General features: G+C 71.0%; 18 protein-coding genes. 8 read left to right on the top strand and 10 right to left on the bottom strand.

The features are described 5' to 3' along the window. Positions 1-14: 14 nt before the first annotated feature. Entirely contained in the window at positions 15-827 is an 813-nt protein-coding gene (locus KWI83_RS13880) for an ABC transporter permease (protein ID WP_218514659.1), read from the bottom strand. Beyond that, positions 824-1,786, bottom strand: a complete 963-nt coding sequence (locus KWI83_RS13885; protein ID WP_218514660.1) for an ATP-binding cassette domain-containing protein — start codon at positions 1,784-1,786, stop codon at positions 824-826. The genes KWI83_RS13880 and KWI83_RS13885 overlap by 4 nt, the downstream gene beginning before the upstream one ends. Positions 1,787-1,877: 91 nt before the next feature. Here KWI83_RS13885 and KWI83_RS13890 point away from each other — a divergent pair, with 91 nt between their 5' ends. Continuing rightward, complete coding sequence (locus KWI83_RS13890; RefSeq protein ID WP_218514661.1) at positions 1,878-2,645, top strand: TetR/AcrR family transcriptional regulator; 768 nt, start codon at positions 1,878-1,880, stop codon at positions 2,643-2,645. A 6-nt stretch (positions 2,646-2,651) separates the two neighbouring features. On the opposite strand, the gene KWI83_RS13895 is transcribed toward KWI83_RS13890, so the two are convergent. Then, positions 2,652-3,629: a WD40 repeat domain-containing protein gene (locus tag KWI83_RS13895; RefSeq protein ID WP_218514662.1), complete on the bottom strand. Its 978-nt coding sequence runs from the start codon at positions 3,627-3,629 to the stop codon at positions 2,652-2,654. An 88-nt stretch (positions 3,630-3,717) separates the two neighbouring features. Between KWI83_RS13895 and KWI83_RS13900 the strand changes: the two genes are divergently transcribed. Then, a complete protein-coding gene (locus KWI83_RS13900; RefSeq protein ID WP_218514663.1) occupies positions 3,718-4,392 on the top strand; it encodes an SGNH/GDSL hydrolase family protein in 675 nt (224 codons plus the stop codon). Here the strand turns inward: KWI83_RS13900 and KWI83_RS13905 are convergent. Beyond that, entirely contained in the window at positions 4,380-4,595 is a 216-nt protein-coding gene (locus KWI83_RS13905) for a hypothetical protein (RefSeq protein WP_218514664.1), read from the bottom strand. The two genes, KWI83_RS13900 and KWI83_RS13905, sit on opposite strands and share 13 nt — an antisense overlap. A 178-nt stretch (positions 4,596-4,773) precedes the next feature. Here KWI83_RS13905 and KWI83_RS13910 point away from each other — a divergent pair, with 178 nt between their 5' ends. Beyond that, positions 4,774-5,361, top strand: a complete 588-nt coding sequence (locus tag KWI83_RS13910; protein WP_218514665.1) for a Uma2 family endonuclease — start codon at positions 4,774-4,776, stop codon at positions 5,359-5,361. A gap of 56 nt (positions 5,362-5,417) precedes the next feature. Then, complete coding sequence (locus KWI83_RS13915; RefSeq protein ID WP_218514666.1) at positions 5,418-6,413, top strand: aldo/keto reductase; 996 nt, start codon at positions 5,418-5,420, stop codon at positions 6,411-6,413. Positions 6,414-6,540: 127 nt separating this feature from the next. Here KWI83_RS13915 and thpR read toward each other — a convergent pair whose 3' ends face one another. Then, a complete protein-coding gene (gene thpR, locus KWI83_RS13920) occupies positions 6,541-7,113 on the bottom strand; it encodes an RNA 2',3'-cyclic phosphodiesterase (protein ID WP_218514667.1) in 573 nt (190 codons plus the stop codon). 110 nt (positions 7,114-7,223) lie between these two features. Here thpR and KWI83_RS13925 point away from each other — a divergent pair, with 110 nt between their 5' ends. After that, complete coding sequence (locus tag KWI83_RS13925) at positions 7,224-7,811, top strand: Uma2 family endonuclease (protein ID WP_218514668.1); 588 nt, start codon at positions 7,224-7,226, stop codon at positions 7,809-7,811. A gap of 23 nt (positions 7,812-7,834) precedes the next feature. Here the strand turns inward: KWI83_RS13925 and KWI83_RS13930 are convergent, their stop codons facing one another. Together KWI83_RS13930 and KWI83_RS13935 are read right to left on the bottom strand one after the other, a co-directional pair. Further along, complete coding sequence (locus KWI83_RS13930) at positions 7,835-9,193, bottom strand: MFS transporter (protein ID WP_218514669.1); 1,359 nt, start codon at positions 9,191-9,193, stop codon at positions 7,835-7,837. A gap of 27 nt (positions 9,194-9,220) precedes the next feature. After that, positions 9,221-9,658, bottom strand: coding sequence for a MarR family winged helix-turn-helix transcriptional regulator (locus tag KWI83_RS13935; protein WP_218514670.1), 438 nt, complete (start codon positions 9,656-9,658; stop codon positions 9,221-9,223). Positions 9,659-9,810: 152 nt separating this feature from the next. Here KWI83_RS13935 and KWI83_RS13940 point away from each other — a divergent pair, with 152 nt between their 5' ends. Further along, the gene (locus KWI83_RS13940; protein ID WP_218514671.1) at positions 9,811-9,996 is read left to right on the top strand and encodes a BrnA antitoxin family protein; all 186 of its coding nucleotides are present in this window, start codon (positions 9,811-9,813) and stop codon (positions 9,994-9,996) included. A 25-nt stretch (positions 9,997-10,021) separates the two neighbouring features. Here KWI83_RS13940 and KWI83_RS13945 read toward each other — a convergent pair whose 3' ends face one another. Next, entirely contained in the window at positions 10,022-11,473 is a 1,452-nt protein-coding gene (locus KWI83_RS13945) for an NCS2 family permease (protein WP_218514672.1), read from the bottom strand. Positions 11,474-11,606: 133 nt separating this feature from the next. Between KWI83_RS13945 and KWI83_RS13950 the strand changes: the two genes are divergently transcribed. Together KWI83_RS13950 and KWI83_RS13955 are read left to right on the top strand one after the other, a co-directional pair. After that, on the top strand, positions 11,607-11,879 hold the full coding sequence (locus KWI83_RS13950) for a DUF2530 domain-containing protein (RefSeq protein ID WP_218514673.1): 273 nt from the start codon (positions 11,607-11,609) through the stop codon (positions 11,877-11,879). A gap of 130 nt (positions 11,880-12,009) precedes the next feature. Beyond that, positions 12,010-14,403, top strand: coding sequence for a cation-translocating P-type ATPase (locus KWI83_RS13955; RefSeq protein WP_218514674.1), 2,394 nt, complete (start codon positions 12,010-12,012; stop codon positions 14,401-14,403). Between the two features lie 24 nt (positions 14,404-14,427). On the opposite strand, the gene KWI83_RS13960 is transcribed toward KWI83_RS13955, so the two are convergent. Both KWI83_RS13960 and KWI83_RS13965 read right to left on the bottom strand, forming a co-directional pair. After that, positions 14,428-15,342, bottom strand: coding sequence for a hypothetical protein (locus KWI83_RS13960; RefSeq protein ID WP_218514675.1), 915 nt, complete (start codon positions 15,340-15,342; stop codon positions 14,428-14,430). Positions 15,343-15,527: 185 nt separating this feature from the next. Next, positions 15,528-18,641 carry a sacsin N-terminal ATP-binding-like domain-containing protein gene (locus KWI83_RS13965; protein ID WP_218514676.1) on the bottom strand — a complete coding sequence of 1,038 codons (3,114 nt, stop codon included), beginning with the start codon at positions 18,639-18,641 and terminating at the stop codon, positions 15,528-15,530. Between the last annotated feature and the right edge of the window lie 110 nt (positions 18,642-18,751).

Here is an 18,751-nt window from a genome sequence, read left to right on the forward strand (position 1 = left end):
CAGGGACTACGACATCACCGGCTCAGCTTCTGGAACCGCTGCACCGCCAGCGGCAGGAAGATCACCGTCAGCACCACCGGCCACACCCCCGCCATCAGCAGCGCGTGCTGCTCCACCCAGGAGTCACCCCCGCCCACCGGCGTCCCGAACAGCTCACGCGTGGCCGCCGCCGTCGACGAGATGGGGTTCCACGCGGCCACCCACCCCAGCCAGTCCGGCATCAGCTGCGGGGCGACGAAGATGCTGGAGATCATCGTCAGCGGGAAGGCCACCGCGAACAGCCCGCCCGCCGCCTCGGGGTTGGGCACGATCAGGCCGAGCCACACGCCGATCCAGATCAGCGCGAACCGCAGCCACAGCAGCAGCCCGAACGCGGCGAGGAAGCCCCAGCCGCCGTCCGGCCGCCAGCCCATGGCGAGCGCGGTCAGCATCATGATCCCCAGCTCCGCGCAGGCGACGATCAGATCGGTCACGCCACGCCCCGCGACCACGGCCGACGACGCCATGGGCATCGAGCGGAACCGGTCGATGACGCCCTTGGTGGAGTCGTACACCACCACGGTCGCGGTGTTGATGAAGCCGAACGCCATCGTCATCACGAACATGCCCGGCATCAGGAAGTCCTTGTAGTCCCCGCCACCGGGCACCTTCATGGCGCTGCCGAAGACATAGCCGTAGAGGAGGACGGAGAGGATCGGGAAGCCCAGCTGCCAGGCGATGTTGACGGGCTGGCGCTGGTAGTGGGTCAGGCCGCGGCGGACGATGTTCCAGCAGTCGGCGAGCAGCCAGTACGTGCGACTGCGGGCCACGGGAGCCAGGGTGCTCATGCGGCGGTCTCCTTCTCCGTGCGGTGGCCGGTCAGGCGCAGGAACACGTCGTCGAGGCTGGGCCTGCGCAGCCCGATGTCCTCGACCCGTACGCCCTCGTCCTGGAGGGTGCGGGCGACGTCCGTCAGCGCGGTCACCCGGTCGGCCACCGCCGCGTGCACCCGCAACTCGCTCTCGTCCGCCTCCGGTTCACCGTCGGAGACCCGGGCGACCACCTTCACCGCCCGCGCGATGTCCGCCCGCTCGGCGACCACGACCTCGATCCGGTCGCCGCCGACCCGGTTCTTCAGCCCGTCCGGGGTGTCGTCGGCGATGGCCCGGCCCTGGTCGATGACGGTGATGCGGGAGGCGAGCTTGTCGGCCTCCTCCAGATACTGCGTGGTCAGCAGCACCGTCGTACCGCCCGCCACCAACTCCCGCACGGACTCCCAGACTTCGCCTCGGCTCCGCGGGTCCAGTCCCGTCGTCGGCTCGTCGAGGAAGAGCACCGCCGGGGCCAGGATCATCGACGCGGCGAGGTCGAGGCGGCGGCGCATGCCGCCGCTGTAGCCGCCGACGCCCTTGCCGGCGGCGTCGGTCAGGTCGAACTGCTCCAGCAGCTCGGCGGCGCGCAGCTTCGCCCGCTTCCCGCCCAGATGGAACAACCGGCCGAACATCTCCAGGTTCTGCCGCCCGGTGAGCACCTCGTCCACCGCCGCGTACTGCCCGGTGAGCCCGATCCGGGCCCGCACCTCGCGCGACTGCCGCGCCACGTCCAGTCCGGCCACCGTGGCCCGTCCGCCGTCCAGCCGCACCAGCGTGGACAGGATGCGCACGGCGGTGGTCTTCCCCGCCCCGTTCGGCCCGAGCAGGCCGTGCACGGTGCCCTCTCGTACGGTGAGGTCGAAGCCGTCGAGGGCGCGTTTCTCGCCGTAGCGCTTCTGCAGGCCCTCGGCCCGTACGGCGTATCCGTCGCTCATGGGTCCCCCCTTCTCTCCTTAACTGGGTACACCGTACCCGATTGCGCGTACGACGTACCCAGTTTTTTCGCGGACACCTAGACTGAGCCGCATGACGAGCGGCAAGGGCGGCACCGAGAGCAGCGGCAGCGGCGACATCCAGCGGACTCTCGAACTGCTGTGGGACACCGGCCGACGACCCAGTCGCGGCCCCAAGCCGGGCCTGACGCTCGACCGCATCGTGGAAGCCGCCGTCCGGGTCGCGGACGCCGAGGGCCTGGAGGCGGTGTCGATGCGGCGTGTCGCCTCCGAGCTGGGCACCGGCGCGATGTCGCTGTACCGCTACGTCCCCGGCAAGGCCGAGCTGCTCGACCTGATGCTGGACCGCGTCCAGCGCCCGTCCGCCGACCCCGCCGACCACGGCGACGGCGGCTGGCGGGCCGCCCTGGAGGCCCTGGGCCGCGCCACCCTCGACCTCTACCGCCGCCACCCCTGGCTGCTCCAGGTCAACCAGTCCCGCCCGATCCTCGGCCCCAGCGCCATCGAGGGCATGGAGAAGGTCCTCTCCCGCATCCGCCCGATGGGGCTGCCCGACCGCGAACTGGTCTCGGCGATCATCCTGGTCGACTCGTACGTCGTCGGCGCCGCGCGCACCCGGGTCCACCAGGAGGAGGCGGAGCGCAGGACGGGCCTGACGGACGCGGAGTTCTGGGCAGCCCAGGTCCCGGTCCTGGAGAAGGTCATGGCCAGCGGCCGCTACCCGATCATGGCTTCCCTGGACGAGAACACCTGGGGCCCCGACTTCGACCACTTCGAGTTCGGGCTGCAGCGCATCCTGGACGGCTTGGAGGCCCTGGTGGCCCAGCGCAAGGACCCCTAAGGGGTCCTAACCCCGGCGCCGCAGCCGCCGCAGGCCGAGGAGCAGGGCGCAGGCGACGACCACTGCGATGGCGCCGGTTCCGGCGGAGAAGCCGCCGTTCTCCTTCTCCTCGGAGGCCGGACTGCCGTCGGCGGACGGTGACGTGGAAGACGCGCTGGACGCACCGGGCGCGTCCAGCGGCTCCACCGAACTCTGGGCGCCCTCGTTGCCGAACATGACCTTCGTCCCGTCGGCGGTGTACGTCACCGACTCCCCCTGCCCCAGGGACGGCACGCCGAGCCGCCCGGTGCGCTTGATCCGGCCGCCGTTCCAGTCGTAGGCGAGCGAGCCGAAGTAGCTGCGGATGACGAGCTGTTCACCGTCCGGGGAGAACGCGGCGTCGGTGGCCTCCAGGTCGGCGACGGGGGCGACGGGCTTGAAGACGTTCGTGCCGGAGGCGGACAGCTCCGCCGGGCCCTCGTACAGGTGCCCGCCCTGCTCCTTCTTGTCGATGATGTAGACGCGCCCGGTCTTCGGATGCACGACGAGCGACTCGGCGTCGCGCGCCCCGTCGGAGTACTGGACGACGTACTGCGTGGCCCGGACGGTCTGGTCCCTCAGCTCCTCGGGTTCGGGCAGCTGGTAGATCCAGACGTGGTCCCAGGTGCCGCCGAGGTTGTCACCGATGTCGCCGACGTAGATCTGGTCGCCGGGCCCGATGGAGATGGCCTCGACGTCGCGGGGGCGGCCGACGCCGGTGAGGGTGAGGGTGGCGACGGTCTCGCCGGTCGCGCTGTCCACGGCGTACAGGTAGGCCCCGTCGTCGCTGTCGTTGTGCGTCCAGTAGACGCCCGGGTGCAGGCGGGAGGCGGCGAGGCCGCTGGACTCGGTGATCCGCGGGTCCCTGATCGTGAACCCCTCGTCCCCGTCGGCGGCGGAGGCGGTCGGCACGGCGAGCGCGCCCGCGAGGAGGGCCGCGGCGAGGAGGGCGAGGGATCGGCGCATGCCCTCAAGACTGCCATCCCGCCCGGCGTTTCACCGGGGTGGTGGGCCTCACACCCCACCCTCCCCGCTGATCGTTCATCATGAGCGGATGCTCAGGTTCATGCCCGTAGGCGACTCCATGACCATCGGCAGCGCGGGCGAACACACATGGCGTTACCGGATGTGGCGGCACCTGTGCGAGACGTACGGCGGGCCCTTCGCGCTCGTCGGCCCGCGCGAGACGCTGTACGACAAGACGGCCGAGGAGCCGGTGTCGTACGCCTACGCCGAACCGGACTTCCCGCGCGCCCACCTGGCCGGCTGGGGCGAGGGATGGCTGCACATGGCCCCGCTGATCGGCGGGGCGGTGCGCGACTGCCGCGCGGACGTGCTGCTGGTCTCGCTGGGCCTGATCGACCTCGGCTTCTACACGAACGCCGAGCAGACGGCGGAGAACGTCCGCGCCTTCGTCACCGGCGCGCGTCAGGCGAACGCCCGCATCCGCATGGTCGTACTCCCCGTGATCCCGAACGTGCGCTGCGCGTCGGACGCACCCTTCGGCGAGCAGGTCGCCGCTTTCAACGAACTCCTCGCCAAGACGGTCGCCGACCTGGACGAACCGCGCTCGCCGCTGCTGCTGGCGTCGCCGCCGGCGTCGTACGACATCCACACCGACACCTACGACGGCACCCACCCGAACGCGAGCGGCGAGCACAAGATCGCGGGGGCGTTCGCGGCGGCGCTGTACCAGGGGTGGGGGCTGGGCGGGGACTACGAGGGCTGATCGGCGAGGGCGCGGACGACGGCGTCGGCGCATATCCGTGGGACCCGCTGAGGGAGTCCGCGCGTCCGCCCCGGATACTCGGCCCGCGCCCAGGCCGTCGCCGGGCGGTGCTCGGGCGGAAGCCGTTCGAGGGCCCGGTCGTCGGCGGCCGCCGCCGACGACGTCGCGCATCTGCGCGGGCGCGGGGGTGAAGCCGCGCTCATACGCGTCCCGCAGCCATTCGCCGTACAGGACCTCGCAGTTCGGCGGCTACCGCGCAGGGGTCACCGTGCGGACGCAGGCGGCCCGCGTGTTCGCTTCTCTCCGTGTCGGGATCCCGTGCGTATCGTTGTACTGCGCGGCTGCCGCCGATACGAGGGGCGGCCGGGGAGGAGCGCCACCATGACCGTCGTAGAGACCGACAGGATCGAGATGGCCGACGACAACGCCCAGCGTCTCGACGAGTGGTTCGAGCTGCTGGAGCGGATGGTCCCCGAGGGAATCAAGGCCGAGGTCGTCGAGGGGGCCGTCCACATGGTGCCGCAGCGGGACACGCACTGGCAGATCATCCGCCGGATCATCCATGCGTTGGAGGACAAGTTCGGCAGGGACATCAACGTGACGACCGATGTGCGCATCGACTTCCCCGGCTTCGAGAACGGCTTCTGCCCCGATGTCATGAAGCTGCGAGACGACGCCGAACGCGACCCGGAGCGCGGCTGGCGCCACGAGGACGTCGAGTTCGTCGCCGAGGTCATCTCCCGCGGCACCGGGATGAACGACTACGGCCCCAAGAAGGCCGCGTACGCGGAGGCCGGGGTGCCCGTCTACCTCATCGCCGACCCCTACCAGGCCCGCTGCCACGTCTTCACCGACCCCAAGGACGGCGAGTACCGCACCGAGTCCAGGTTCGACTTCGGCGAGCAGATCGACCTGACCCACACCCTCCTCGATCTCACCCTCGACACGGCCAAGTTCCCCCGCGACTGACCCGCCCGCCGCACCCGCTTGCCTTGAGTCCACTTCAAGCCGTTGGCTTGTGGACCATGAAGTACACGCAGCTCGGACGCACCGGACTCAAGGTCAGCCGTCTCGTCCTCGGCACGATGAACTTCGGCCCGCAGACCGACGAGGCCGACAGTCACGCGATCATGGACGCGGCGCTGAACGCGGGCATCAACTTCTTCGACACCGCCAACGTGTACGGCTGGGGCGAGAACAAGGGCCGTACCGAACGCATCATCGGCAACTGGTTCGCCAAGGGCGGCGACCGGCGGGACAAGGTCGTCCTCGCCACCAAGGTGTACGGGTACATGGGCCTGGACGACAGCGAGCCGTGGCCCAACCACAACAAGCTCTCCGCCCTCAACATCCGCCGCGCCGTCGACGCCAGCCTCAAGCGGCTGCGGACCGACTACATCGACGTCTACCAGTTCCACCACATCGACCGGGCCACCCCGTTCGAGGAGATCTGGCAGGCGATCGACGTGCTGGTGCAGCAGGGCAAGATCCTGTACGTCGGGTCCAGCAACTTCCCCGGCTACAAGATCGCCCAGGCCAACGAGATCGCCGCCCGCCGGGGCGGCACCATCGGCCTGGTCAGCGAGCAGTGCCTCTACAACCTCTTCGAGCGCCGCGCCGAGATGGAGGTCATCCCGGCCGCCCAGGACTACGGCCTCGGCGTCATCCCCTGGTCGCCGCTGCACGGCGGACTGCTCGGCGGGGTCCTGAAGAAGGAGGTCGAGGGCAAGCGGCGGGCCTCCGGGCGAGCCGCCGACACCCTCGCCGACCCGGCCGCACGCGCGCGGATCCAGGCGTACGAGGACCTGCTCGACAAGCACGGCCTGGAACCCGGCGGGGCCGCCCTCGCCTGGCTGCTCACCCGCCCCGGCGTGACCGGCCCGATCGTCGGCCCGCGCACCGCCGAGCAGCTGGACTCCGCGCTGCGGGCCGTCGAGCTGGAGCTGCCGGACGAGCTGCTGGCCGGGCTGGACGAGATCTTCCCGGGCCCTGGGCCGTCTCCGGAGGCGTTCGCCTGGTAGCACGGCGACGGGGAGCGGCGGGCGGCGGCTACCCTCCGAACGCCGCCGCCACCGCCACCACCACGAACATCAGCACAAGCGCACCGGCCATGATCCGGTTCCGGGTTTTCGGGTTCACACATCGAGACTAACCGGCCCCGCCGAGCGGCCAGCGGGCGACCGCCTCGTAGCGGGGCTGCTCGCCCGGCACCCCGGACTTCGGCAGGTTGCTGCGCACCAGCGCCAGCTCCTCCACGGTCCAGGTGCGGCTGGTGAACCCGGCCAGCGCGTCGAGATACGGCCGTACGTCCCTCGCGTCCCGGCTGCGGGCCAGCGTCAGGTGGGCCTTGTACCGCCGGTGCTCCCCCATCTCCACGCCCGCCTTGCGCGCCGCCGCCTCCGCCCGCTCGGCCAGCAGCCGCAGCGTCGCGAGGTCCCCCTCCGCCCCGGCCCACAACGCCCGCCCCTGCCCGAACTGCCCCCCGCCTCGGAGGGCCAGCTCAAACGCCCGCGTCCGATGCGCGGCCCGCTCCAGCCGGACCGCCAGCTCCGGTACGACGTCGTCGTCGACCTCCCCGTAGAACGCCAGCGTGAAGTGCCAACCGGGCCGCCCCGTCCAGCGCAGCCCGTCGGCACCGGGCAGCTTCTTCAACTCGGCGATCCCAGTGGCGAGTTCGCGGGTGACTTCCTCGGGGGGCAGTACGGCGGCGAAGAGTCTCATGCGGCCAGTGTGCCTCCCGGCGGCTGGGGTCCGGGCGTGTCCCGGTCACCGTGCGTATCGTTGTACTGCGCGGCTGCACTCGTCCGGGGCAGCCGGGTAGGAGCGCCACGATGACCGTCCTTGACGACAGGATCGAGATGGCCGAGGAATGCGGCGAGCTGACTCTGGACGTCCTGTTCGAGTGGCTCGAGAAGATGCCCATCCCCGAGGGAACGAAGGTCGAGATCGTCGGGGGGAACATCTTCATGTCACCGCAGCGGCAGAACCACTGGGAGATCATCTTCGGCATCGCGAAGCAGTTGGACGCCAAGTACTCGCAGAAGCGCTTGGCATCGGACGTGCGGATCGACTTCCCCGGGCATCTGAACGGCTTCGCCTGCGACCTGGCGGCCATGGCCGAACGGTCAGTGAAGGACAGCAAGGGCCGCTGGCGCTATCAGGACGTCGAATTCGTGGCCGAGGTCATCTCCGAGGACACGGCGGCCAACGACTACGGCCCGAAGAAGGACGCCTACGCCGCGGCCGAAGTGCCGGTGTACCTGATCGTGGACCCGTACACCAACGAGTGGCATCTGCACACCCTGCCGAAGGACGGCAAGTATCACAGTGACGTCAGCTTCCCCTTCGGCGAGGACATCGACCTGACCGGTACCCCGGTCGGCCTGGTACTCAAGACGGACGAGTTCCCCCGCGACTGACCCGGCGCCCCGGCGACGCCGGCTCACGCCGCCGTCGCCAGCTCCTCCCGCCGCTCGCGCGGTACGAACCGCACCCTCGGATGCCCGTGGTGCCAGCCCACCGACAGCCGCAGGCCGCCGACGCGGGCCAGGATCAGGCCGATGGTGAGGGCGGCCAGGGCCGCCACCGCGCCGCCGGTCGCGAGGCCGACGCGGGCGCCGTAGGTGTCGGTGATCCAGCCGACGATCGGGGCGCCGACCGGGGAGCCGCCCAGGAAGACCATCATGTACAGGGCCATGACGCGGCCCCGCATCGCCGGATCCGTGGCCATCTGGAGGCCGGTGTTGGCGGTGACGTTGACCGTCATGCCGAACACGCCGAGCGGGATCATCAGCAGGGCGAAGGCCCACAGGGACGGGGTCACCGCGGCCAGGATCTCCACCGCGCCGAAGACCAGCGCCGCCGCGGCCAGCAGCCGCATCCGGGCCGTGCCCCGGCGGGCGGCGAGCAGCGCGCCCGCCACCGAGCCGACCGCCATCAGCGTGTTGAACAGGCTGTACGTGCCCGCGCCGACGTGGAACACCTCGTCCGCGAAGGCCGAGAGGTAGACCGGGAAGTTGAACGCGAACGTGCCGATGAAGCCGACCAGCACGATCGGCCAGACCAGCTCCGGGCGCCCGGCGACGTACGACAGGCCCTCACGCAGCTGCCCCTTGCCGCGCGGGGCGCGTTCCACGGCGTACAGCTCACGCGCGCGCATCAGCAGCAGGCCCGCGATCGGGGCGACGTAGGACAGGCCGTTGAAGAGGAACGCCCAGCCCGTGCCCACACCGGTGATCAGGACACCGGCGACGGCGGGGCCGATCATGCGGGCGGACTGGAAGTTGGCCGAGTTGAGGCTGACGGCGTTCTGCAGCTGGTCGGGGCCGACCATCTCGCTGACGAAGGACTGGCGGGCCGGGTTGTCGACGACCGTGGCGAGGCCGACCGCGAAGGCGGCGACGTACACATGCCAGACCTGGACGTGGCCGGTCAGGGTGAGGGCGGCGAGGCCCAGGCCGGTGATCGCCATCGACGTCTGGGTGACCAGCAGCGCGGGGCGCTTGGGGAGGCGGTCGACCAGCACTCCGCCGTAGAGACCGAAGAGCAGCATCGGCAGGAACTGCAGCGCCGTCGTGACACCGACGGCCGTGGCGGAGCCGGTGAGGCTGAGGACCAGCCAGTCCTGCGCGATGCGCTGCATCCAGGTGCCGGTGTTGGAGACGACCTGGCCGAGGAAGAACAGGCGGTAGTTGCGGACCTTCAGCGAGCTGAACATCGAGGACTTGCGCTCGATGGGGTCATCAGGGGTGTCGTGGGTGGTCGGTGCGGGGGCGGAGTCTGCTCCGGATCCCGTACTCAAAAGGGTTCGCCTCCTCAAGCGGTGCGGTCACAGATGCGCGAGCTTCTCCAGCACGGGGGCGGCGGCGCGCAGTTTCGCCCACTCGTCCTCGTCGAGGTCCGCGACCAGCGAGGCCAGGAACGCGTTCCGCTTGCGACGGCTCTCCTCGAGCATCGCCTCGGCCCGCTCCGTCTGCGTGACGACCTTCTGGCGCCGGTCCTCGGGGTGCGGCTCCAGCCGGACCAGCCCCTTGGCCTCCAGCAGCGCGACGATACGGGTCATCGACGGCGGCTGTACGTGTTCCTTGCGGGCGAGTTCGCCCGGGGTGGCGGTGCCGCAGCGGGCCAGGGTGCCCAGGACCGACATCTCGGTCGGGCTCAGTGACTCGTCGACCCGCTGGTGCTTGAGCCGACGGGACAGCCGCATCACGGCCGATCGCAGCGAGTTCACGGCGGCAGCGTCGTCGCCATGGGTAAGGTCCGGCATGTTCTTTAGCTTAACTCATTACTCTGGCTAAGGAAACCCGCGACACGCCCGACGCCCATGAGACGCGCCACGACAACCCACCTTCACCCATACGGGTGGTCCGGTTGCAAAACATGACCCGTCACCCGCGAGCGCCCCCGACCCTCGTGTCCATGGGAACCACCAGCGTGCTCAGCCTGCGTATAGACGGTGAGCTGCTCGAACGTCTGCGGCACCGGGCCGCGAAACGCGGCATGAGCGTCCAGGACTATGTCATCCGGACGCTCATGCGCGACGACTTCGACGAGCGGTTCCAGGCCGCCGTCGAGGAGACGGAGCGGTTCTACGGGGTCACCTGACCCTTCAGGCCAGACTCGGCGTGGCTCAGGTCAGGCCCAGCGCCGGCATCAGGTAGTAGAAGGCGAACACCGCCGACACGGCGTACATCGCCACCGGGACCTCCCGGCCCCGGCCCGCCGCCAGGCGCAGCACCACGAAGGTCATGAAGCCCATGCCGATGCCGTTGGTGATCGAGTAGGTGAACGGCATCATCAGCATCGCCACAAAGGCCGGGACGGCGATCGTGTAGTCCGCCCAGTCGATCTCCTTGACCGAACCGGCCATGATCAGGAAGCCGACCGCGACCAGCGCGGGCGTGGCCGCCTGGGACGGGACCATGGTGGCGACGGGCGTCAGGAAGAGCGCCACGGCGAACAGCGCGCCCGTGACGACGTTCGCGAAGCCGGTGCGGGCGCCCTCGCCGACGCCGGCCGTGGACTCCACGAAGCAGGTGGTGGCCGACGAGGAGCTGGCGCCGCCCGCGGCGACCGCGATGCCGTCGACGAACAGGACCTTGTTGATGCCCGGCATCTGCCCCTGCGCGTCGGTCAGCCTGGCCTCGTCGCTGACGCCCATGATCGTGCCCATCGCGTCGAAGAAGGCCGACAGCAGGACCGTGAAGACGAACAGGACGCCGGTCAGCACACCGACCTTGGCGAAGCCGCCGAACAGGCTGACCTCGCCGATCAGGCCGAAATCGGGGGTGGCGACGGGATTGCCGGGCCACTTCGGGGTGGTCAGGCCCCAGGACGGGACATGGGCGACGGCGTTGACGATCACCGCGAGCGCCGTCATCGCCACGATCGAGATCAGGATCGCGCCGGACACCCTCCGCACGATCAGCGCCAGCGTGAGCAGCGCGCCGAGGGCGAAGATCAGCACCGGCCAGCCGGTGAGGTGACCGGTGGCGCCGAGCTGGAGCGGAACGGTGGTCTGGGCGGCGTCGGGGACACGGGAGACGAAACCGGCGTCGACGAGACCGATCAGCATGATGAACAGGCCGATACCGATGGAGATGGCCTTGCGCAGGCCGTACGGCACGGCGTTCATCACGCGCTCGCGCAGACCGGTGGCGACCAGCACCATCACCACGAAACCGGCCAGCACCACCATGCCCATGGCGTCCGGCCAGGACATCCGCGGGGCGAGCTGGAGGGCGACGACCGAGTTGATCCCCAGACCGGCGGCCAGCGCGATCGGTACGTTGCCGATGACGCCCATCAGCAGGGTGGTGAACGCCGCGGTCAGCGCCGTGGCGGTGACCAGCTGCCCGTTGTCGAGCTGGTGGCCGTACATGTCCTTCGCGCTGCCGAGGATGATCGGGTTCAGCACGACGATGTAGGCCATCGCGAAGAAGGTGGCGAAACCGCCTCGGACCTCACGGGCGAGCGTGCTGCCGCGTTCCGAGATCTTGAAGTAGCGGTCGAGGGCGCCGTACGCGGGCGCGCCGCCCGGCTGCTCGGGCGCGGGAGCCTTGGGGGAGGCCGAGGTGGGCATTTGGTCTTTCCTACGAACAGAACCGGTCAAAGGCAAACCGTTTCAGTATGAACATATGAGGGAAGAAGTTCCATCTCCGCGCGTAGACCCGTGCGAAGGACCGGCCCCCAAGCCCGCCTCGTAAGCTGTGCCCATGGCGAAGTGGACCCCCAAGCACGAGGCGCCGGAGCCCCTGGAGGGCCCCGTGGTCGGCACCATCACCGGCGGCACGATCGTCTGGTTCGTCCTCTTCCTGGTCCAGCTGCCCTTCTACGCCTGGTTCGACGAGCACGGCCACACCTGGTGGCTGTGGACCTGCCTGGCCGGCGGCGGCCTGGGCCTGCTCGGCATCTGGTACGTCCGCAGGCGCGCCGCCGCCCTCAGGCGCGCGGCGGCGGAACGTGCGCGGACGACACCGGCCCCGTGACCCCGTGGGACCAGTCGCGTACGACCTACGGAACCCCCGTACAACCGAGGCACTACAGACGTCCTCCCGTAGTCGGATCTTCACCCCACTCGGGGGGTGAAGGCCCAAATCCGCCCGTACCGTCGAATGCATGACGCACATCGACGCGGGCGCCGGTCTCGATGCCGCGCGCCCCTTGCGCGCGCCCTCCCCCACCACCGGGCTCACCGCAGCCGAGGTCGCCGAGCGGGTCGCGCGGGGCGAGGTCAACGACGTGCCGGTGCGCAGCAGCCGGTCGATGGTCGACATCGTCCGCGCCAACGTCTTCACCCGGTTCAACGCGATCATCGGTGTGCTCTGGGCGATCATGCTGGTGGTCGCGCCGATCCAGGACAGCCTCTTCGGCTTCGTCATCCTCGCCAACACCGGCATCGGCATCCTCCAGGAGTGGCGGGCGAAGAAGACCCTGGACTCACTGGCCCTGATCGGCGAGGTCCGGCCGACCGTGCGGCGGGACGGGGTGGCCGCCGAGGTCGGCACGGCGGAGATCGTGCTGGACGACCTGATCGAGATCGGGCCGGGCGACAAGGTCGTCGTCGACGGCGTGTGCGTCGAGGCCGACGGGCTGGAGATCGACGAGTCCCTGCTCACCGGTGAGGCCGATCCGGTCGTCAAGCGGCCGGGGGACCAGGTCATGTCCGGCAGCTTCGTGGTCGCCGGGGTCGGGGCGTTCCAGGCCACCAAGGTGGGGCGCGCGGCGTACGCCGCCCAGCTCGCCGAGGAGGCGTCCCGGTTCACGCTGGTCCACTCCGAGCTGCGCTCGGGCATCTCCACGATCCTCAAGTACGTGACGTGGATGATGGTGCCGACCGCCATCGGCCTCGTCATCAGCCAGCTGGTGGTGAAGGAGGCCGAGTTCAAGGACTCCGTCGCCCGCACCGTCGGCGGCATCGTCCCCATGGTCCCCGAGGGCCTGGTGCTGCTCACCTCCGTCGCCTTCGCGATCGGCGTGATCCGGCTGGGCCGCAAGCAGTGCCTGGTCCAGGAGCTGCCCGCGATCGAGGGCCTCGCCCGCGTCGACACCGTCTGCCTCGACAAGACCGGCACCCTCACCGAGGGCGGCATGGACGTCACCGAGCTGCGCACGCTGAACGGCTACGACACGGCGTACGTCCAGCGGGTGCTCGGCGCCCTCGGCGAGTCGGACCCGCGCCCGAACTCCTCCCTCCAGGCGATCATCGACGCCTACCCCGACAACGACGAGTGGCGCTGCGTCGAGGCGCTGCCCTTTTCCTCCGCCCGCAAGTACAGCGGCGCGTCCTTCAGCGAGGGCAACGGCGAGTCCAGTACGTGGCTCCTGGGCGCCCCCGACGTACTGCTCCGCGAGGACGACCCGACCCTCGCCGACACCGACCGGCTGAACGAGCAGGGCCTGCGGGTGCTCCTGCTGGCCCGCGCCGCGGGCGACCTGGACTCCGCCGAGATCACCCGGGACGCCAAGCCCGCCGCCCTCGTCGTACTCGAACAGCGGCTGCGCCCCGACGCCGCGGACACGCTGCGCTACTTCGCCGACCAGAACGTCAGCGCCAAGGTCATCTCCGGCGACAACGCCGTGTCGGTCGGGGCGGTGGCGGGCAAGCTCGGCCTGGCCGGTACGACGGTGGACGCGCGGCGGCTGCCCGCCGACCGGGACGGGATGGCGAAGGCCCTCGACGAGGGCACGGTGTTCGGGCGGGTCACTCCGCAGCAGAAGCGGGACATGGTCGGGGCGTTGCAGTCCCGCGGGCACACGGTCGCGATGACCGGCGACGGCGTGAACGACGTCCTCGCCCTGAAGGACGCCGACATCGGGGTCGCGATGGGCTCGGGGTCCGAGGCGACGCGGGCGGTGGCGCAGATCGTGCTGCTGAACAACAGCTTCGCCACCCTGCCGTCGGTGGTGGCGGAGGGACGCCGGGTCATCGGCAACATCACGCGGGTGGCGACCCTGTTCCTGGTCAAGACGGTGTACTCGGTGCTCCTGGCGATCCTGGTGGTGTGCTCGCAGGTCGAGTATCCGTTCCTGCCGCGCCATCTGACGCTGCTGTCCACCCTGACGATCGGCGTACCGGCCTTCTTCCTCGCGCTGGCACCCAACAAGGAACGGGCGAAGCCCCACTTCGTGCGGCGGGTGATGCGGTACTCGATTCCGGGTGGGGTGCTGGCGGCGGTGGCGACGTTCGCCACGTATCTGATCGCCCGGCAGCACTACACGGGGCCGGGTGCGCTGGACGCGGAGACGAGCGCGGCGACGCTGACGCTGTTCCTGATCGCGATGTGGGTGCTGGCGATCATCGCCCGGCCCTACACGTGGTGGCGGCTGGCGTTGGTGGCGGCGATGGGGGCGCTGTTCGTGGTGGTGCTGGTGGTGCCCTGGTTGCAGGACTTCTTCGCGCTGAAGCTGGTGGGGATGACGGTGCCGTGGATCGCGGTGGGGATGGCGGTGGGGGCGGCGGTCGCCCTGGAGGTGCTGTGGAAGTGGGTCGACCGCCGGTTTCCCGCGTAGCGCTGCCGCGAGGAGAGGGGCGTTCTACCGGACGTCGACGAAGTCGCCGGTCGCGTTGACCGCCGGAACCGTCACCTTGCCCTTGAACGTGAAGCGGTGGTAGCCGTCCACCGACGCCTTGACCGTCGTCTTCAGGTCGCCCTTGGTGTTGGTCTTGACGCCCTTGACGTTGGTGTACGTCGTGACGTTCTTCTTGCGGAACTGGAGGGCCACCGACTGGTTCACATAGCCGACGTACTTGCCGGTCTCCCAGTTGGCGATGGTGAGCCTGCCGGTGATGGTGAGGGTCTTGCCCTTCTTCACCGGCTCCGGCGAGGCGTTGACCGTCAGTATGGAGGCACGCTGGACACGCGTGGTGCCGAGGCCCTCCTGGTCGGCATGGCCGACCTTGGTGATGTCGAAGTTCTCGCCGTCCGGCTCCTGGCCGTTGTACGCGATGGCGTAGGCGGTGCCCTTCCAGGTGCCGGCGTCGGAGTTGCGCAGGTCCTCGCGCGGGTAGAGGTCGATCCTGCCGGTGCAGGTGGCGGTGGTCGCGGAGTTGACCGTGCACGTAGCGGGCTTGACACCGGTGAGGACGACGCTGCTCGGGGCGGCGAGCGAGCCGCGGTAGAGCACGGGGGCGGTGACGAAGTCCTTGGCCTTGATGTCGATGTCCGAGGCGTGGGTCAGCTTGTAGGTGACCGTGGTGGAGTAGTGGGCCGCCGTACCGACCTTGATCGCCTTGGCGACCTTGAAGTTCGAGAACGAGACCTCCATGTCGTACGGCTTGCCCGGGGCGGCCGGAGCCCTGCCGCCGTCCTTGTGGGCCGCCCGGCTGATCTCCGCGAACGCCTCGCGGTGGTCGAAGCCGTCGTCCCCGGCGGCGTGCACGGCCGGTACGGCCAGGGTGGAGACGGCCAGGGCGCCGGTGACGGTGGCGACAGTGGCTCGTATGCGCATGCGTTCCCCAGATGATCGCAAGTGATCTCGGAGCCTGTTGGCTCACCTGATCAGACAGGTGCGCGAGGGGAACGGTTGCTCGGGTGGGGGCGGTTGGGGGAAACGTGCGGAAAGGGCCCGGCCCCGGGTGGCTTCCGGGGCCGGTGTGGACCGTCGCTCACTTCACACGACGTCGGCTCGCCCGGTCAGTCGAACCACCGGTCCCGAGCCAGCTCCTCCGTCCGCGACGGATCCTCCAGCAGCGCCGCCACCTCGAACCGCCGCGGCCACTGTCCCGCCGCCCAGGCCAGGCCCGCCGCGACGCCCTCCAGGGTCGCGGCGTGCAGCACGCCGTCGTTCGTCAGGCGCCAGTCGATCTCCACGCCGTCGACCACCAGTTCCTCGTGCTCGACGTACGAGTCCGGCGTCCGCGCCCCCAGCAGCACCCGCACCGACTCCGGTACGTCGTGCTCGGTGCCCTCGGAGCCGACCTCGCCGGTGACGGACTCGCTCAGCCGCCGCACCTGGAACAGCTCCGCCAGTTCCGCCGCCCGGGACGGCGGCACCGGCAGCAGGGGCACGCCCTCGGTGAAGGGCAGCAGGTCGGGCGAGTCGACGACCACCGCGTCGGCCGCGTCCACGACCTCGACCCGCCCGTCGACGACCGCCCGCAGCTCGTCCGGGAGGGTCACCTGCTCGGGGTCCAGCTCCGCCAACGCGCCGTAGAGGGCGTGCAGTTGGGCGCCGGTGACCGGCCGCTCGGGGTCGGCGAGCCGGTCCAGCAGCTCGGCGGCGCCGCCCGGCTCGTCGAGGAGGGCCGCCACCGAGGTGCGCACGCCGAGCGCCCAGAGCACCTGCTCGTCGTGGAAGCCGGTCGCGTCGGCCTCGTCGTACAGGCCGCGCAGCAGCGGGTCGCCGCCGGCGGCGAGGAGACCGGCGGGGCGGCGCCCGTCCAGCACCGGATGACCGCGCAGCCACCACGCCGTGTACGGCCGTACGACCTCATGGGTGCCGTCGGGCAGCAGGATCCGTACCGGCTGGGTGAGCGCGTCCCTCAGCGGCGGCCGGGCGAGCAGGGCGAGGGCCTGCGGCCACTTGTCGTCGTCCACGAGATCCAGGTCCCGTACGGCGACCAGCTCCGTGGCGACCGGCGGCACCGGCGAGTCGGGGAAGCGGTCGAGGATGTCCTCGCACCAGACGTCCACCGCGTCCAGCAGACCGGGGTCGTCCGGCTCGGCGTAGTCCCCTTCGCGGGGCTCCAGTTCGTCGGGGTCGAGAACGACGTCGGTGGCGCGTACGAGGGCGAAGTTGACCAGCACGCCACACGCGGCCAGCGGCTGCTCGCCGAAGCGCTCGGCCAACTCAGCGTCCACAGCGGCGAGTTCACCCTCACGCATGACCTGCGCGAAGGGACTGCCCGGGAAGACCAGCTCACCGGCGGGCGCCAGCTCCCCCTCCTCGTCGGGGAGGGCGAGGGCGCCGAGCCAGGGCTCGTCACCCGGTTCCAGACCGGCGTCGCGCACCAGGGAGAGGACGGTGTCCGCCAGCTCCTCGGCGTCCAGGGCGTCCTCCTCCCACGACGGCCCGCCCTCCTCGTCGAGGGAGCCCGCGACGGCGGCGCGCACCTGCGGGGTGGTGAGGACCGCGCGGGGCGTCGCGGGCAGCGCCCCGAGCTTCTCCAGGAGCGGGTGCGCGGCGTCCGGGTGGGCGACCTTCAGGCCGAGCCGGGCGAGGATCTCGGGGTCGATGCGGGACGCGTCGGGGATGGGCAGCAGCACCTGCCGGGGCCCGATGGTGGTCCGGCCGTCGGCGAGCGGCACGGGCAGGCCGGTGAGCCGGTCCGGGTCGACGCCCGCCAGGCTGTCGTACAGCCGCCGCCACCAGCCGGGCTCCTTCTCCAGCCCCGCCAGCCGGTCGATCGCGTCGGTCAGCCGGACCCGGGCGACACCCAGCGTCCGCAGCTCCACGCGCCGTTCCAACCCGGCGGGCAGCAGGGTGGGCAGCACCTCGGCGAGCACCCGCACGGTCTCGGCCCCGGCCCCCTCGACCACCTCGGCGTCGCGCGGCCGGAGCGACTCGGGCAGATCCTCGTCGGGCCCCGTACCGGCCGGGGGCAGGAACGACGTGCGCGGCAGCCGCTGCAGAACGGCCTGCCGCAGCGCCCCGTCCAGTTCCCCCTTGCCCAGCGGGCCGGGCACGAGGTCGATGATCCCCTCGGTCACCGGCCGCCAGTCGGCGAGCAGTTCGGCGTACGCGTCGGCGGCCTTGTCGACCAGGAAGTCGGTCAGCGGGCCGGGCGCGGCGTGCCGCCGGGTGGTGTCCAGCGGGAAGGAGGCGATGAGCAGAGCGGGCACGCCGAGGGGCTCGTCGCTGGGGGTGGGGGCGTGCACGACCGGGCTGGTGCGCGGGCGGGCGGGGGTGCCGTCGTCGTCCACGGGCACGGCCCAGGTGACCGACCAGTACGGGCGCAGCCGCTCCTCGACCGGCCGGTCGGCGAGCAGATCCGGGATGAGCGGGCCGTGCGCGACGGCGGTACGCCACCGGGTGGCGCCGTCCCGCGAGTCCTCCACGACGGTCAGGCCGCCCTCGCCCCGTCGCCGCAGCGTGCGCGGAGCCTCGGCCCCGATCTCGACAACGACCTCCTCCAATCCCGGCAGGGTGAGCAGCAGGGCGTCGTCGACGGCGTGCAGGAGCCGTTCGGCGAGGTCGGCGGCGGCCGCGTCGCGCAGGGGGAGGATGACGACGGTGTCGTACGGGTCGGGGGCGGTGCCCTCGGCGGCGAACGGGAGGCGGAGGAGCGGGACGTGCCCGTCACGACGGCGGATCTCGTCCCCCAGGCCGGGGCTGTGCCGGGCGGTGTCGGCGGCCAGGTCGCGGGCCTCGGCGAGGGACCAGCGGACACCGCCGTGCCGACCGACGACGGCGGGCTCGTCGGTGACGGCGAGGACGGCCGCGAAGCCGACGCCGAACCGGCCGATCGACGGGGTGTCCCGCTTGGCGGAGGCCCGCAGCGTGGCCAGCGACTCGACGCCGGCCGCGTCCAGCGGGGCGCCGGTGTTGGCGGCGACGAGGACGCCGTCGCGGAGGGTGAGCCGCAGCCGGCCCGGCACACCGGCGCGGGCGGCCGCGTCGGCGGCGTTCTGGGCCAGCTCGACGACGAGCCGGTCCCGGTAGCCGCCGAGGACGAGATCCTCCTCGGCGTTGGCGTCCTCCCGGAACCGGGCCGGACTGGTGGCCCAGGCATCGAGTACACCTCGCCTGAGACGGGCGGTCCCGAAGGGGTCCGCACCCTCGGCTGCGGGCCGCACGAACTTGCTCACGTTTACTCTCCTCATCGGCGTGAGGAGAAGGTACCGCTCACCAGGCGTCGGCGCGTCGCCTGCCCGGCGGGAGGGTGCCAATAGCGCGACCAGCGCGACGGCCGGGGCAC

The sequence above is a fragment of the Streptomyces sp. TRM70350 genome (genome assembly GCF_019219825.1).
Taxonomy (GTDB): Bacteria; Actinomycetota; Actinomycetes; order Streptomycetales; family Streptomycetaceae; genus Streptomyces.

What these genes read in the sequence shown, in the direction of transcription:
- KWI83_RS13925 (WP_218514668.1), top strand. Translation starts at nt 7,224, where the DNA reads ATGACCGTCCTTGACGACAGGATCGAGATGGCCGAGGAATGCGGCGAG.
- KWI83_RS13955 (WP_218514674.1), top strand. Translation starts at nt 12,010, where the DNA reads ATGACGCACATCGACGCGGGCGCCGGTCTCGATGCCGCGCGCCCCTTG.
- KWI83_RS13935 (WP_218514670.1), bottom strand. Translation starts at nt 9,658, where the DNA reads ATGCCGGACCTTACCCATGGCGACGACGCTGCCGCCGTGAACTCGCTG.
- KWI83_RS13890 (WP_218514661.1), top strand. Translation starts at nt 1,878, where the DNA reads ATGACGAGCGGCAAGGGCGGCACCGAGAGCAGCGGCAGCGGCGACATC.
- KWI83_RS13945 (WP_218514672.1), bottom strand. Translation starts at nt 11,473, where the DNA reads ATGCCCACCTCGGCCTCCCCCAAGGCTCCCGCGCCCGAGCAGCCGGGC.
- KWI83_RS13915 (WP_218514666.1), top strand. Translation starts at nt 5,418, where the DNA reads ATGAAGTACACGCAGCTCGGACGCACCGGACTCAAGGTCAGCCGTCTC.
- KWI83_RS13905 (WP_218514664.1), bottom strand. Translation starts at nt 4,595, where the DNA reads ATGAGCGCGGCTTCACCCCCGCGCCCGCGCAGATGCGCGACGTCGTCG.
- KWI83_RS13960 (WP_218514675.1), bottom strand. Translation starts at nt 15,342, where the DNA reads ATGCGCATACGAGCCACTGTCGCCACCGTCACCGGCGCCCTGGCCGTC.
- KWI83_RS13950 (WP_218514673.1), top strand. Translation starts at nt 11,607, where the DNA reads ATGGCGAAGTGGACCCCCAAGCACGAGGCGCCGGAGCCCCTGGAGGGC.
- thpR (WP_218514667.1), bottom strand. Translation starts at nt 7,113, where the DNA reads ATGAGACTCTTCGCCGCCGTACTGCCCCCCGAGGAAGTCACCCGCGAA.
- KWI83_RS13900 (WP_218514663.1), top strand. Translation starts at nt 3,718, where the DNA reads ATGCTCAGGTTCATGCCCGTAGGCGACTCCATGACCATCGGCAGCGCG.
- KWI83_RS13940 (WP_218514671.1), top strand. Translation starts at nt 9,811, where the DNA reads ATGGGAACCACCAGCGTGCTCAGCCTGCGTATAGACGGTGAGCTGCTC.
- KWI83_RS13895 (WP_218514662.1), bottom strand. Translation starts at nt 3,629, where the DNA reads ATGCGCCGATCCCTCGCCCTCCTCGCCGCGGCCCTCCTCGCGGGCGCG.
- KWI83_RS13885 (WP_218514660.1), bottom strand. Translation starts at nt 1,786, where the DNA reads ATGAGCGACGGATACGCCGTACGGGCCGAGGGCCTGCAGAAGCGCTAC.
- KWI83_RS13880 (WP_218514659.1), bottom strand. Translation starts at nt 827, where the DNA reads ATGAGCACCCTGGCTCCCGTGGCCCGCAGTCGCACGTACTGGCTGCTC.
- KWI83_RS13910 (WP_218514665.1), top strand. Translation starts at nt 4,774, where the DNA reads ATGACCGTCGTAGAGACCGACAGGATCGAGATGGCCGACGACAACGCC.